This window comes from Paracoccus sp. R12_2 (assembly GCF_017744015.1).
Classification (GTDB): domain Bacteria; phylum Pseudomonadota; class Alphaproteobacteria; order Rhodobacterales; family Rhodobacteraceae; genus Paracoccus.
Genome location: NZ_JAGHRA010000012.1, coordinates 44,672 through 58,758, shown reverse-complemented (window position 1 = coordinate 58,758; position 14,087 = coordinate 44,672). Strand labels below are relative to the sequence as shown.

The following is a 14,087-nucleotide window of genomic DNA, read 5'->3' as shown; positions in this document are numbered from 1 at the left end:
GCGGCGGCGCAGGTCCGGACCGCAGCGATGCAGTCGCGGCATCAAGCGGGTCGGTCGTTCCCTTCATCACCCGGCGGTGAAACACCGAAGACCGCACAATACAGCGCCGGCACGAAGATCAGCGTGATCAGCGTGCCGGCGATGATCCCGCCCATCATCGCGAAGGCCATCGGCCCCCAGAATACCTGCCGCGAAATCGGAATCAGCGCCAGCGAGGCGGCGGCCGCAGTCAGCAGGATCGGCCGGGCGCGGCTGTCCGACGCTTCGAACACGGCCTGCCATCTGGAACGACCCTGGCCCAGAAGCTCCTGGATCTCGTGCACCAGGATGACCGAGTTGCGGATCAGGATCCCCACCAGCGCCAGTATCCCCAGAATCGCGACGAACCCCATCGGCACCCCGAAGGGAACCAGAACCGCGACGACCCCGATCAGGCCCATGGGCGCCGCGGCGAAGACGATCAGGGAAAGGCGCAGGCTTTGCATCTGCGCCATGACCAGCACCGCCATGATCAGCAGCATGACGGGCACCACCGCGGCGATGGGCGCCTGACTGTCGCCCGAGCTTTCGACCGTACCGCCGATTTCGACCGTGACCGACGCGGGCAGTCCCGCCGTGAATTCGGCAACCCTTGGGGCAAGCGCCTGCACCAGCGTCGCCGGCTGATCCTTGCCGTCGATCGCCGCCTTGACCGTCGCGGTCGGCCTGCCGTCACGCTGCAGGATCAATGGCTGTTCAGTGCCGTATTCCAGGCTGACAAGGGTCGTCAGCGGGATCCGCTGACCGCTGGAGGTGGTCAGCTGAAGGTTCCTGATCGATCCCAGAGTCTCGCGATCCGAGGCATCGCCGCGCGCCACGACGTCGATCAGGTAGATATCGTCGCGAAGCTGCGTCGCGACAACGCCCGAGAACAGCGCCGAGAGCGAATCCGAGATGTCCCGGCTGGTCACGCCCAACTGGCGGGCCTGATCCTGATCGACCCTCAGCCGCACCACACGCGCCGGCTCGTTCCAGTCAAGCGCGATGTCGCGCAACCGCTGCTCGGTCGCAAGGACGGCTGCAAGGTCGCGCGCGACATCGCGGGCCATGTCGATATCCTGCGCACTGACGCGGTACTGGACCGGCTTGCCGACCGGCGGGCCGATTTCCAGGTTCTTCACATAGATCTCGACCCCCGGAAAATCCTCTGCGGCCAGTTGATTGATCCGCGCCTTGACGCGATCGCGCGCGGCAAGATCCGGCGTCTGGATCACGATCTGGCCCATGTGTGGGCCGGGCGTCGGCACGTCCATCGACAGAACGAACCGGGGCGCGCTGCGGCCGACATAGGATGTCCAGAACAGCACATCCGGGTCATCGGCGAATGTCGCCTCGAGCCGATCCATGTCGGCACGGGTCTTGGCGATCGAGGCGTTCTGGCGTTCGGTGATATCCACCAGAACCTCGGTCCGGTCCGAGGTCGGAAAGAACTGCTGCTCGACAAAGCGCATCCCGAACACGGACAGCGCAAAGACCGCCAGCGTCACGGCGATTGTCAGCCATTTCAGCCGCATCGCCACCAGCAGCAGCGCGTGGAAGTTGCGGCGCAGCAGGCCGGGGCGCTGTCCTTCATGACGCGCGACGGCGGTTGTCAGGAAGGTCACTCCCAGAAGCGGCGCGAACAGAACCGCCACGATCCACGAGATCACCAGGGACACCGCGATCACCACGAACAGCGAGAAGGTGAATTCACCCGCCGCAGAATTGTTCAGCCCGATCGGAATGAAGCCGGCAACCGTGACCAGCGTGCCCGTCAGCATCGGAAAGGCGATCGACGTCCAGGCATAGCTTGCAGCGGCAGTCAGCGATTCGCCGACCTCCAGCCTCGAGATCATCGTTTCGATGGCGATCATGGCGTCATCAACCAGCAGTCCCAGCGCGATGATCAGAGCACCCAGTGAAATGCGTTGCAGCGTGATTCCATAAAGAGCGAGGATCACGAAAGTGATCGCCAGGACCAGCGGAATGGTCAGCGTGACCACGAACCCCGCCCGGAACCCAAGACTGATGAAGCTGACGACCAGCACGATGATGACCGCCTCGGCCAGCGCGCGGACAAAATGGCCGACCGCATGATCGACCACATGCGGCTGATCGGCGACCTTGGCCATCTCGATCCCGATGGGCAAATCCGCGGCGACGTGCTGCATCAGATCGTCAAGCTGGCTGCCGAACTCGAGGATGTTCTCGCCCTCGCGCATCCCGATCTGCAAGCCAATCGCGGGCTGGCCGCGGTAGCGGAACAGCGTGTCAGGAGGATCCCTGTACCCGCGGGTCACGGTCGCCACGTCCGCCAGGTTGAAGAACCTTTCCCCAACCCGCAGATTGACGGCGGCGATCGCGGACACATCGTCGAATTCGCCATCGACCCTGACCAGCACCCGTTCCTGCCCGGCCTGGATCACGCCCGACGGGGCGATGGCGTTTTGTGACGCAAGGGTGGACAGGACCTGCTGTTCGTTCAGCCCTAGCGCCGCCAGCCGCTGGGTCGAGAATTCCAGGTGGATTTCTTCATCCTGCTGGCCCAGAAGTTCGGTCTTGCCCGCCGCGGGAAGCGCAGCCACCTGCCGGCGAATATCCTCGACCCGGTCCCGCAACTCTCGCTGGGTGAACCCGTCCGAGGTGAAAGCATAGATATTCCCGAACACGTCGCCGAAATTGTCGTTGAACTGAAAACCCGCGAATTCTTGCGGAAAATCGGCGCGGATATCGCCCATCATCTGTCGGACACGGTTCCAGATTTCGGGGACCGCAGGCCCGCGCGTGGTCGGCAGCAATTCGACATAGACCACCGCCTGACCTGGCGTCGTGACGGATCGGGTGAAGTCGAGCTCGTCCAGTTCCTCCAGCTTGGTCTCGATCCGCGTCGTGACCTGCTTCAGCGTCTCCTCGATACTGGCACCGGGCAATGCCGCGCCAATGATCATGGTCTTGATGGTGAAATTCGGATCCTCTTCGCGCCCCAGATTGCCATAGGCCAGCACACCGGCCACCATCGACACGACCAGCAGGAACCACACGAAGCTGCGATGCTGAAGCGCCCAGTCGGACAGGTTGAACCGGGTCATGGCACCACTCTCCGACCTACCGCCTGTCCATCATGAAGGGAATGCACACCGCGTATCACCACCTCGTCACCCTCGGACAATCCCGACATGACCATGACCCTGTCCTGCAGGGCGGGGCTGGTCTCGACCACCACGGCCTCGACGCGACCGGCCGCATCCGCGGCACCGCCCTCGCGGATCACGCGCCAGACGATGTCCCGGCCGTCCTCCACACGGATCGCCGCAGTCGGCAATGTCAGGACAGGCTCTCCTGCCGAACCAAGGCGGGCCCGCACCAGCGCACCCAGGCGGAAGGGCGTGTCGGGTGGCAATGTAAGATACAGTCGCCTAGTGCGGGTGGCGGTATCTGCGATCGGGTCGATGCGATCCAGAACGGCGGTCACCTGCTTGTCCGGGTCGGTGCGTTGCCAGACCGTGAAGGTCGCGTCCGACGGCAGTCCGACGATCGCGGATTCCGGCAGATCCACCACGGCCTCGCGGCGATCCTCGGCAGACAGCTGCAGGATCGGCGCGCCGGCACTGACCACCGCGCCCGGTGCCTCGAAGACATCGCTGACCACGCCCGAGAACGGGGCGATCATCGTCGCGTTGTTTTCCGAATCCTGCGCCTGGACCAGTTCGGACCGGGCCTGCTCGGCGGCAGCGTCGGCGGCGGCGGCGGCCTGTTGGGCCTGTTCAAGCTGCGCATCGGATGCGACGTTCCGGGCCGCCAGCGCCTCGGTTCGTTGCAGCGTCGTGCGCGCGGTGCTGAGCTGGACCTCGGCCGCATCGACGGCGGCCTGAGCGGCCCGTGTCGTCGCGGCCATGTCCTCGGTCGCAAGTTCGGCCAGAACCTGCCCGGTGCGGACCCTGTCGCCCAATTCGGCATTGCGAACGACCATGCGACCCAATGTCTGAAACGCCATCGTCACCTGCGTGCGGGACTGCACGATGCCCGGAACCCAGCGCGCCGCCTCGCCGCGATCCTCGACGATTTCGGTGACGACCGGGCGCGGCGCCAGTTGTTCCTGCGCACGGCTTCCGAAACTCAGCCACGCTGGCAGATCAAGTGCGACCGCGGGCATGGTCCACATCAATGCGCCGCCAAGGCACAGGATCCGCGCCATGTGATGCCGGGCAATCACGGCGACACCCCGGCGGGTTGAACCTTGCGGCCCGGATAAAGCAACTGAGACCCGGCCCCGACCACGGTCTGACCCGCCGCCACGCCGTCCGATACATAGACGATCCCGTCCGCGAAACGGTCGATCCGAACCGGCGTCAGATGCACCCGGTCTTCGTCATCGACCACCCAGACCGCACTTGTATCCCCATGCCGCATCAGCGCCGTCCATGGCAGGACAACCCCCGGCTCTGCCGACATCCTCAGATGTCCGCGCACCGCAGCCCCCAGCAACGACACATCGCTGCCCACCTCGCCGATCAGGGCGCGAACCGTGACCGTTCCGGTCTGTGGATCGACAAGCGGGGCGATCTCGGTGATGGTGCCGGACATCTGCTGGCGGTTGAAATCGATCGTCGTCAGTTCGACGGTCAGTCCCATCGCCTCGCGCAGCAGCGGGTGGTCGGCGGCCTGAAACACGGCCTCAAGGCCGTTCAGCGTGGCCAGCGAGAATGCCGGCTGCGCGGCGCCCACGACCTGCCCCGGTGCAATGTCGCGACTGGTGACAACGACGGGCTGCGGAGCTCGCAGCACGGTCTCATCCACGGCGCGGCTTGCCTGATCGACGGCGCTTTCCGCGCGCCTGACCGAACCGTCCGCCTCGGAAAGCGCTTGTGCGGCCGCATCGCGCGCGGCGCGGGTGCCCACCCCGCGTTCCAGCATGGCCCGCGCGCGCTCATCGGCCTGCCTTGCCTGCGCCTGCGCTGCCCGGGCAGCGGCAAGATTGGCCTGCGCAACTTTCAATGCCTGATCCTGCTGGACCGAATCCAGACGCGCCAATGGCTCTCCGGTCTGAAAATGATCGCCTTCCTCGGCCAAGACCTCGACCACGCGCCCGCTCTGGCGGAACCCCAGCGCGATACTGTCCAGCGCCTCGATCGTGCCGGTCAGCTGTATGTCCATCTGCAACGCCTCTTCGCGCGCCACCACGTACTCGACGCGCAGATCGGCGGCCTGCGCCGGCAACCCGCACGCGGCCAACCCTGCGATCAGCAATTTCAGGACGTCCGGGACGTGCATGGAATAAGCTTTCAAATGCGGGCGTTGTGCAACAGAACAAGCTGTTTGGGAAGCCCCCTGCCCTTACGTCACCGCGGCTTGTTGATGAAATTGTTCACTATTCCAGCTTTCATCACGAAGAATTCGCGACAGCGTGTCCACCGCGCGCTCCACATCATGAAGATCGTTATACAGCGGCGCAAATCCGAATCGCAGAACATCTGGCGCACGGAAATCCCCGATCACGCCGTTCGCGATCAGCGCCTGCATCACCGCATAACCCTGCGAATGGCGGAAGCCGACCTGGGAACCGCGCCGTTCCGGATCGCGCGGCGAATGCAGGGTCAGGTCGGGACACGCCGCCTCGACCCTGGCGATGAACGCTTCGGTCAGTTCGACGGACCGGGCACGCAGGTCCGGCAGGTCCACATCGTCCCAGACATCCAGCGCCGCCTCCAGCGCCGTCATCGCGATCACCGGCGGCGTGCCGACGCGCATGCGTTCGATCCCCGGCGCCGGGGCATAGTTCGTCTCAAAGGCAAAAGGCGCCTTGTGGCCCATCCAGCCCTGCAAGATCGGCTGCGCGGCATCCGCATGCCGGGGATGAACCCAGATGAAGGCCGGCGCGCCCGGCCCGCCGTTCAGGTATTTATAGGTGCAGCCGACGGCAAAATCGGCATCAGCCCCGGTCAGATCGACATCCACGGCGCCCGCAGAATGCGCCAGATCCCATACCGTCAGCGCCCCGGCATCATGCGCCCTGTCAGTCAAAGACCGCATGTCGTGACGCCTGCCCGTGCGGTAATCGACCTCGGTGATCATCAGAACGGCCAGATCATCGTCTATCGCTGCCTCGACCTCTTCGGGGGCGACGACGCGCAATTCCGCCCCGACGGCGCGCGCCAGCCCCTCGGCGACATACAGATCCGAGGGGAAATTGCCGCTGTCGGACAGGATCACCCGCCGATCCGGCCGCAACGCGCGCGCAGCACTGACCGCCTGAAACACCTTGATCGACAACGTGTCGCCCATCACCACCTGGCCCGGCCCCGCCCCGATCAGCCGCGCGATCCGGTCCCCGACCCGGCGCGGCTGGGTGAACCATCCAGCCTTGTTCCAGCCGGTGATCAGCATCTCGGACCATTCATCCTGCATCATCGCCGCGACCCGCGCCTTGGCGGCCTGGGGCATCGGCCCCAGCGAATTGCCGTCAAGATAGGTGACGCCCTCGGGCAGGTGGAACGCGGCGCGGGTTCTGGCGAAATCGGTCATGGTCTCTCTCCCTACTTGACCGGATGCTAGCAGCCCGATCTGCTAGGCGGAAGGAGGCCAAGATGCTGTACCGGATCACCGACTGGGACGACGCCTATGCCAACGGCGCGCATATCGCGCGGGCCGAGGACTATCCGCCCCGCTGGTCGCGGCGTGCGGCGGAATTCCGGGCCGCGCACCCGCCCGAACCCCTTGGGCGTGGGCATCTGTTTCGGCCTGCTGGTGCCGCACGCGGCCTCGTGGTGTTCGTGCATGGCGGATACTGGATGAAATTCGACCCCACGTTCTGGTCGCATCTGGCGGCGGGTCCGCTTGGCGCTGGCTGGGCCGTGGCGATACCCGCCTACTCGCTGGCGCCAGCGGCACGGATCGGCCAGATGACCCGGGACATCGCCGCCGCTATCTGCGAGGCGGCAACCCGTGTCGACGGGCCGATCGCGCTGACCGGACATTCGGCGGGCGGGCACCTTGCCGCGCGGATGGTCTGTGATGACGGCACGCTTCCAGACGTCATCGCGTCGCGGATCATATCCTGCCTGCCGATCTCGGGGCTGTTCGATCTGCGCCCGCTGATGCGCACCGCGATGAACGACACGCTTGGCATGGATACAGCCGAGGCGGAAACCGAGAGCCCCGCCCTGCTGCCGCCACGTGCGGGCATGCACCTGACCGCCTGGGTCGGCGGGTCAGAGCGACCGGAATTCATTCGCCAGTCGCGCCTGATCGCCGATATGTGGGCGGGGCTGGGCGCGGCGACCTGCCATGTGGTCGATCCCGGCCGCCAGCATTTCGACGTGATCGACGCGCTGGCCGACCCCGACAGTGCCTTGACGCGCGCCCTGATCAGCCGCTGAAGATATCGGGATCAGGCCCGGTCCGCGCGTCGCTGTCCAGGGCGTCGATCTCGTCAAGTTCGGCGTCGGTCAGGCGCAACTTGAGCGCATCGAAATTCTGCTGAAGCCGCCGGGGATCCTGCGATTTGGGGATCGCGGACAATCCACGCGCCAGATGCCATGCGATGATGACCTGCGCGGGACTTGCCCCGTGGTGCGCGGCGGCCTGCGCGACCGGCGCCGCGTCGAAATCCGCGGTCCGGCCCAAGGGCGCCCAGCTTTGCGTGACGATCCCCAGCCGTCGATTGACCGACCGCATCGCGGGCTGGTTGAAGGTGGGATGCAGCTCGATCTGGTTGACGGCGGGCGCGACGCCGGTTTCGTCGATCAGCCGACGCAGATGCGGTTCCTGAAAATTCGCGACGCCGACCGACTTGATCCTGCCCTGATCGCGCAGTTCGACCAGTGTCTTCCATGTCTCGACATACAGATCCTGCTGCGGAGCCGGCCAATGGATCAGAAACAAATCCAGCCAGTCCAGCCCGATGCGCTGCATCGTGGCATCAAAGGCCCGCAACGTCCTGTCGCGCCCGTGCTGATCGTTCCACAGCTTCGAGGTCAAGAACACCTCGTCACGCGGCACATCGCCATCGCGCACCGCCTGCCCCATCCCGGCTTCGTTGCCATACATCGCCGCACCGTCGATCAGGCGATAACCGATGCGCAGCGCCGTTCTCACGGCGTCGGCGGTGCCTTCATCGGGCATCTGCCACACCCCCAGTCCCAGCTGCGGCATCTGTCGTCCGTCGTTCAGTGTCAGCATCGGTTGGGTCACCGCGGCACCTCTTGTTGGTCAGATCACGACCAACGAACGCATGCGTCTGCGGTCGGTTGCCTCAGCCGGTGAAATCCGCGACCGTCGCGCCGGTGATCGCCAGAAGACGCGCAGGTGCGATGGCAAAGATATGTCGCGGCGTTCCTGCCGCAGCCCAGACGATGTCGAAATCCGACAGGCGGGGGTCGAAGAACGCCACGACCGGGCGCAGATGCCCGACCGGCGCGACGCCGCCGATCGCGAAACCGGTCTCGCGGCGGATCAGATCGGCATCGGCCTTGCCCAGTTCCTGACCGGCGACGGCAGCGGCCTTCAGCGGATCGACGCGATTTCCGCCCGCCGTCAGGAACAGCGTGACATGGCCATCGTCCAACCCGCGAAAGATGATCGACTTGGCGATCTGATCGACATCGCAATCTGCGGCGGCGGCTGCCTCGGCCGCCGTCCGCGTCGATCCGGCCATTTCCATCACCTCGACCGTCTCGCCCGCTTCTTCCAGCGCCGCCCTGACCCGTTTCAGACTCTTGCTCACCACACGCCTCCGGCACTGACCGTCCGAACACTACCCCGCACGCGCCGGACCGCAACCCGTCCCGGCCAACGGGTATCGGGCGCACGCATTTCCCCGTTACGGGCTTGCACAGTGGGGCGAGACATGTTGTTGCGGTCGCGGCGGCCCTGTCGTCCGCCATGCATGATCGCGACGAGGCCCCGCCCGATGGAAGTCTATACGCTGCTGATCCAACTTGGACGCAAGACCGGCGACGGCCTGCCCAAGGGCGCCACCGGCGCCGCCCTGATCTGCTATGCCTCGGGCCATGACGAGGCCGAGGCCGTTCGAGAGACGGTCGCGATCCTGAAACAGGCCGACATGGCCCCGCTGGACGTGACCGGCCACGGAACTCTGGACGAACGGATCGCCGACGGCCATCAGATCGACGCCGACGAACGCGCCCTGATGCAGAGGGCGCTGGATGAAAACGCCGTCATCATCGCCAGTCTGGAACCGTTCTTCGACGATCCGGCCTGAGCAGTCGCCTGCAAATCTGCCGACAGTGAATGTCGCGGCCGATCTATCCAAGCCGAACGGTGACTGCTACATTCGTTCACAACAAGAACAGCAGCAGTCAATAACAGGCGATCCACATGACATTTTCCCGCTTTTTCATGTCCACGGCGCTGATCGGCGCATTGGCGTCCTGCGCCGGCTCGGTCAACCGCACGCCAGCCTCGTACGGGGCGCCGGTGACGCCGGCCAGCATTCCCGCTGCCTCGCCCGGCGACGCGGCGGGGCTGCAGAACTTCGTGCAGTCATTCCGGCCCCGCGCATTGTCGGCAGGGATCTCGGCCGGCACCTATGACCGTGCCATGCGGATCGCCCGCTATAACCCCGACGTGATCCGTCTGGACCGCAAGCAGGCCGAATTCTCGCGCCCGGTCTGGCTGTATCTTGACAGCGCGGTTTCGGACGCACGGATCAGCACGGGACGCGAAAAGAACGCCCAGCTTTCCAGTACGCTGTCGTCGATCGAAGCGCGCTACGGCGTCCCGCGCGAGATCGTGCTGGCCGTCTGGGGGATGGAGTCGAATTTCGGGGCCAATCGCGGCAAGATGCAGATCATCCCGTCGCTGGCCACACTGGCTTATGACGGTCGCCGCGGCGAGATGTTCCAGAACCAGCTGATCGCGGCGCTGCGCATCCTGCAGGCAGGCGACACCGACCCCGAGCACATGCTTGGAAGCTGGGCGGGGGCGATGGGGCACACCCAGTTCATGCCGACATCCTATCTTGATTACGCGGTCGATTTCACCGGCGACGGTCGTCGCGACATCTGGTCCGAAGATCCGACCGATTCACTGGCCTCGACCGCGAACTATCTTGCCCGGAACGGCTGGCAGCGTGGCCAGGCCTGGGGTGCCGAGGTCCAGCTGCCGTCGAGTTTCAACATGGGCCAGGTCGGCAAGGGAAATCGCAAGTCCAGCAGCGCGTGGGCCGCGCAGGGCGTCACGCGGATGGGCGGCGGCGGTCTGCCGGGCGGCACCGGATCGATCATCATGCCCGCCGGCGCACGTGGTCCGGCCTTCCTGATCCTGGACAATTTCCGGTCGATCCTGCGCTACAACAACTCTGACAACTATGCGCTTGGCGTGGCGTTCCTGGGCGAACGCATCGCAGGCCGGTCGGGGATCCAGGGCGCATGGCCACGCAACGACCGGCCGCTCAGCACCGCCGAACGGAAAGAGATCCAGCAGCGACTGAAGGCCAAGGGCTTCTACGACGACGAGATTGACGGGCTGTTCGGCTCTGGCACGACCGAGGCGGTCGTGGCCTATCAGCGGTCGATCGGCGTGACGCCGGACGGGTATCCGACCTCGATCCTGCTGGGTCAGTTGCGGCGCTAGCTGCCGCGACGCAGCCCCCAGATCAGGAAAGGCGGCCCCTCGGGGCCGCCTTTTCGTTGATGCGATGCGGGTCGCGCCTGCCTAGCCTGCGGCAAGCGCGGCGATGATGCGATCACCCATCTGGCTGGTCGATACAGCCGTGCCACCCTGTGGTCCCATCAGATCGGCAGTGCGCACCCCATCCGCCAGCACGCGTTCGACCGCACGTTCCAGTTCGGCCGCGGCGTCTCCCTGATCGAAGGAATAGCGCAGCGCCATCGCAAAGCTGAGGATACAGGCGATGGGGTTCGCCTTGCCCTGACCGGCAATATCGGGGGCGCTGCCGTGGACGGGCTCATACAGCGCCTTGGGCCGGCTATTCGCCATCTTCGCGCCAAGGCTTGCCGAGGGCAGCATGCCAAGGCTGCCGGTCAGCATCGCCGCCGCGTCCGACAGCACGTCGCCGAACAGGTTGTCTGTCACGATCACGTCGAACTGGCGGGGATTGCGCACCAGCTGCATCGCGCCGTTGTCGGCATACATATGCGACAGTTCGACATCGGAATATTCGTTGTCGTGGACCCACTGCACCTCTTCGCGCCACAGGATCCCGGATTCCATCACATTGGCCTTCTCCATCGAGCAGACCTTGTTTCCGCGGCGCCGGGCCAGGTCGAAGGCCGACCGGGCGACCCGGCGGATCTCTCCGCTTGTGTATCGCTGGGTGTTGATGCCGACCCGACCGCCCTCGTTCTCGGGGTTGTTGTTGTCGTCATGGATCCCGCGTGGTTCACCGAAATAGACGCCCGAGGTCAGTTCCCGCACGATCAGGATGTCCAGGCCAGCCACGACCTCGCGCTTCAGCGACGAAAAATCGGCCAGCGCGTCGAAGCATTGCGCGGGGCGCAGATTGGCGAACAGGTCCATCTCCTTGCGCAGGCGCAGCAGGCCCCGCTCGGGCTTAACGCTGAAATCGAGGCTGTCGTATTTCGGCCCGCCGACCGCGCCCAGAAGAACCGCGTCGACCGATTGCGCGCGGGCCAGGGTCTGGTCGGCGCAAGGCGTGCCATATTCGTCATAGGCCGATCCGCCCACCAGATCATGCGAGACATCGAAGGACATGCCGCGATTGTCCTGGAACCAGTCGATGACCTTGACGACTTCGGCCATCACCTCGGGGCCGATCCCGTCGCCGGGCAGGATAAGAAGCGAATAGCTGTCGGGCATGCGGGATCTCCTTCTGGCACGCCAGAGGGGTTAGCCCCCGGCCCGCGTGGGGTCAAGATCGCCGCGATCAGGGCCCACCGAAGGTCAGCCGCCAGCCCGCTTCAATGCCAGCCGTGCGGCGTGCAGAACCGGTTCGGTATAGCCCGACGGTTGCTCGGTTCCCTTGAACACCAGATCGCGCGCCGCATGGAAGGCGATGCCGTCAAAACCCGGCGCCATCGGCCGATAGGACGGATCATCCGCGTTCTGACGATCGACGATTTCGGCCATGCGCTGCATGATCTCATCGACCTCATCGCCTGAGACGATGCCGTGATGCAGCCAGTTCGCGATGTGCTGGGCCGAGATGCGGCAGGTCGCACGATCTTCCATCAGGCCGACATCGTTGATGTCGGGCACCTTGGAACAGCCGATACCCTGATCGACCCAGCGCACGACATAACCTAGGATGCCCTGGGCGTTGTTTTCCACCTCGCGCCGGATCTGATCGCGCGTCCACATCCGATAGCTGGCAACCGGGATATCCAGCAGCGCCTCGACATAGGCGCGGCGTCCGCCCTTGGCCAATTCGGCCTGCACCGCGAAGACATCGACCTTGTGATAGTGCAGCGCATGCAGCGTCGCGGCCGTGGGGCTGGGCACCCAGGCCGTGTTTGCACCGGCCTTCGGATGTTCGATCTTGGCCTCCAGCATCGCGGCCATCTTGTCGGGAACGGCCCACATACCCTTGCCGATCTGCGCCTTGCCCGACAGTCCGCATTCCAGTCCGATATCCACGTTCTGGTTTTCGTAGGCGGTGATCCAGCCCTTGCGCTTGATGAAATCCTTGCGGCTGAACGGCCCTGCCTGCATCGAGGTATGAATTTCGTCGCCGGTCCGGTCGAGGAACCCGGTATTGATAAAGCAGACCCTGTCCCGCGCGGCGCGGATGCATTCCTTCAGGTTGACGCTGGTGCGCCGTTCTTCGTCCATGATGCCAAGCTTGACCGTATTGCGCGGAAGGCCCAGCACGTCCTCGACCAGCGTGAAGGTAGCGTCGGCGAAGGCGACCTCTTCGGGACCGTGCATCTTCGGCTTCACGACATAGATCGACCCGTTGACCGAATTGCGCGGTCCCTGGGTCTTGCGCAGATCATGCATCGCGATCAGCGTCGTGACCATCGCGTCCATCAGGCCTTCCTGGATCTCGCGTCCGTCTCGATCCAGAATCGACGGATTGCTCATCAGATGGCCGACATTGCGGACCAGCAGCAGTGCCCGCCCCTTCAAGGACAGCGCATCACCGTCGGGTCCGGTATAGTCGCGGTCGCCTGCAAGACGGCGATCGACCTGCATGCCGTTCTTCACGAAGCTTTCGGACAGATCGCCCTTCATCAGCCCCAGCCAGTGGCGATAGGCCAGAACCTTGTCCTCGGCATCCACGCAGGCGACCGAATCCTCGCAATCGATGATCGCCGACATCGCGGATTCGATGATCACGTCCGCAAGCCCGGATGCAGCCGTCTTGCCGATCGGGTGGCTGCGATCGAAGACCAGTTCCACATGCAGCCCGTTGTTGCGCAACAGGATGCTGCCTGGCTGCTGAGGGTCGCCGCGATAGCCCGCGAACTTTTCCGGCTGCTTCAACGGCGAACCGTCAACCAGCAACCGGCCATCCTCGACCCGGTATTCCTCGGCCCGTCCGTGGCTGGTGCCGGCCAGCGGAAAAGCCTCGTCCAGGAATACGGCCGAACGCATCACGACACGCGCGCCCCGACCCTTGTCGAAACCGGCCTCCGACGGGGGTGGTCCCATCGCGTCCGTGCCATACAGACCGTCGTAAAGGCTGCCCCAGCGGGCATTCGCCGCATTCAGCACAAATCTGGCATTGGTGATGGGAACCACAAGCTGTGGCCCCGCGACGCTGGCGATCTCGGGATCGACATTTTCCGTGCCGATGCGGAAATCCTCGCCTTCGGGCAGCAGGTAGCCGATCTCGGACAGGAACTTCTTGTACGCGGCGCCATCATGCGCCTTGTCGCGCCGCGCCAGATGCCAGTCATCGATCAGGCGCTGAAGCTTTTCGCGCGTCGCCAGCAGTTCACGGTTGCGGGGACCGAATTCGTGGACCAGTCGCGACAGCCCGCCCCAGAACCTGTCGGCGTCGAAATCCAGCCCGGCAAGCGCCTCGACCTCGATGAAATCGGCCAATCGATCCGCGACCTGCAGTTCGTGGCGAACGACATAGCTGGTTTCCGTCGGTTGGGACATCTTGGCTCTCGCTCTGGTCA

The 14,087-nt window shown here is 64.9% G+C and carries 11 protein-coding genes; 3 read left to right on the top strand and 8 right to left on the bottom strand.

The window, feature by feature from the left end:
- Positions 1 to 41 precede the first annotated feature (41 nt).
- From J7359_RS14180 to kynU, 4 genes are all read right to left on the bottom strand, one after another.
- Entirely contained in the window at positions 42 to 3,107 is a 3,066-nt protein-coding gene (locus J7359_RS14180; RefSeq protein WP_209057547.1) for an efflux RND transporter permease subunit, read from the bottom strand.
- Complete coding sequence (locus J7359_RS14175; protein WP_209057545.1) at positions 3,104 to 4,213, bottom strand: efflux RND transporter periplasmic adaptor subunit; 1,110 nt, start codon at positions 4,211 to 4,213, stop codon at positions 3,104 to 3,106. Before J7359_RS14175 ends, J7359_RS14180 begins: the two co-directional genes overlap by 4 nt.
- Positions 4,214 to 4,227: 14 nt before the next feature.
- Entirely contained in the window at positions 4,228 to 5,289 is a 1,062-nt protein-coding gene (locus tag J7359_RS14170) for an efflux RND transporter periplasmic adaptor subunit (RefSeq protein ID WP_209057543.1), read from the bottom strand.
- Between the two features lie 63 nt (positions 5,290 to 5,352).
- Positions 5,353 to 6,540 carry a kynureninase gene (gene kynU, locus J7359_RS14165; RefSeq protein WP_209057542.1) on the bottom strand — a complete coding sequence of 396 codons (1,188 nt, stop codon included), beginning with the start codon at positions 6,538 to 6,540 and terminating at the stop codon, positions 5,353 to 5,355.
- Positions 6,541 to 6,602: 62 nt separating this feature from the next.
- Here kynU and J7359_RS14160 point away from each other — a divergent pair, with 62 nt between their 5' ends.
- Positions 6,603 to 7,394 carry an alpha/beta hydrolase gene (locus J7359_RS14160; protein ID WP_209057541.1) on the top strand — a complete coding sequence of 264 codons (792 nt, stop codon included), beginning with the start codon at positions 6,603 to 6,605 and terminating at the stop codon, positions 7,392 to 7,394.
- Here J7359_RS14160 and J7359_RS14155 read toward each other — a convergent pair.
- Together J7359_RS14155 and J7359_RS14150 are read right to left on the bottom strand one after the other, a co-directional pair.
- Positions 7,384 to 8,208: an aldo/keto reductase gene (locus J7359_RS14155; protein WP_348524395.1), complete on the bottom strand. Its 825-nt coding sequence runs from the start codon at positions 8,206 to 8,208 to the stop codon at positions 7,384 to 7,386. The two genes, J7359_RS14160 and J7359_RS14155, sit on opposite strands and share 11 nt — an antisense overlap.
- A gap of 61 nt (positions 8,209 to 8,269) precedes the next feature.
- Positions 8,270 to 8,740 carry a YbaK/EbsC family protein gene (locus J7359_RS14150; RefSeq protein WP_209057540.1) on the bottom strand — a complete coding sequence of 157 codons (471 nt, stop codon included), beginning with the start codon at positions 8,738 to 8,740 and terminating at the stop codon, positions 8,270 to 8,272.
- A 162-nt stretch (positions 8,741 to 8,902) separates the two neighbouring features.
- Between J7359_RS14150 and J7359_RS14145 the strand changes: the two genes are divergently transcribed.
- Together J7359_RS14145 and J7359_RS14140 are read left to right on the top strand one after the other, a co-directional pair.
- Complete coding sequence (locus J7359_RS14145) at positions 8,903 to 9,238, top strand: hypothetical protein (protein WP_209057538.1); 336 nt, start codon at positions 8,903 to 8,905, stop codon at positions 9,236 to 9,238.
- A 116-nt stretch (positions 9,239 to 9,354) separates the two neighbouring features.
- Positions 9,355 to 10,611 (top strand): lytic murein transglycosylase, encoded by a 1,257-nt coding sequence (locus J7359_RS14140; RefSeq protein ID WP_247740409.1) that lies wholly within the window; start codon positions 9,355 to 9,357, stop codon positions 10,609 to 10,611.
- An 81-nt stretch (positions 10,612 to 10,692) separates the two neighbouring features.
- Here J7359_RS14140 and leuB read toward each other — a convergent pair whose 3' ends face one another.
- Together leuB and J7359_RS14130 are read right to left on the bottom strand one after the other, a co-directional pair.
- Positions 10,693 to 11,817 carry a 3-isopropylmalate dehydrogenase gene (gene leuB / locus J7359_RS14135; protein WP_209057536.1) on the bottom strand — a complete coding sequence of 375 codons (1,125 nt, stop codon included), beginning with the start codon at positions 11,815 to 11,817 and terminating at the stop codon, positions 10,693 to 10,695.
- An 84-nt stretch (positions 11,818 to 11,901) separates the two neighbouring features.
- On the bottom strand, positions 11,902 to 14,067 hold the full coding sequence (locus tag J7359_RS14130; RefSeq protein ID WP_209057534.1) for a malate synthase G: 2,166 nt from the start codon (positions 14,065 to 14,067) through the stop codon (positions 11,902 to 11,904).
- Between the last annotated feature and the right edge of the window lie 20 nt (positions 14,068 to 14,087).

What these genes read in the sequence shown, in the direction of transcription:
- J7359_RS14180 (WP_209057547.1), bottom strand. Translation starts at nt 3,107, where the DNA reads ATGACCCGGTTCAACCTGTCCGACTGGGCGCTTCAGCATCGCAGCTTC.
- J7359_RS14170 (WP_209057543.1), bottom strand. Translation starts at nt 5,289, where the DNA reads ATGCACGTCCCGGACGTCCTGAAATTGCTGATCGCAGGGTTGGCCGCG.
- J7359_RS14175 (WP_209057545.1), bottom strand. Translation starts at nt 4,213, where the DNA reads ATGGCGCGGATCCTGTGCCTTGGCGGCGCATTGATGTGGACCATGCCC.
- J7359_RS14145 (WP_209057538.1), top strand. Translation starts at nt 8,903, where the DNA reads ATGATCGCGACGAGGCCCCGCCCGATGGAAGTCTATACGCTGCTGATC.
- leuB (WP_209057536.1), bottom strand. Translation starts at nt 11,817, where the DNA reads ATGCCCGACAGCTATTCGCTTCTTATCCTGCCCGGCGACGGGATCGGC.
- kynU (WP_209057542.1), bottom strand. Translation starts at nt 6,540, where the DNA reads ATGACCGATTTCGCCAGAACCCGCGCCGCGTTCCACCTGCCCGAGGGC.
- J7359_RS14130 (WP_209057534.1), bottom strand. Translation starts at nt 14,067, where the DNA reads ATGTCCCAACCGACGGAAACCAGCTATGTCGTTCGCCACGAACTGCAG.
- J7359_RS14160 (WP_209057541.1), top strand. Translation starts at nt 6,603, where the DNA reads ATGCTGTACCGGATCACCGACTGGGACGACGCCTATGCCAACGGCGCG.
- J7359_RS14140 (WP_247740409.1), top strand. Translation starts at nt 9,355, where the DNA reads ATGACATTTTCCCGCTTTTTCATGTCCACGGCGCTGATCGGCGCATTG.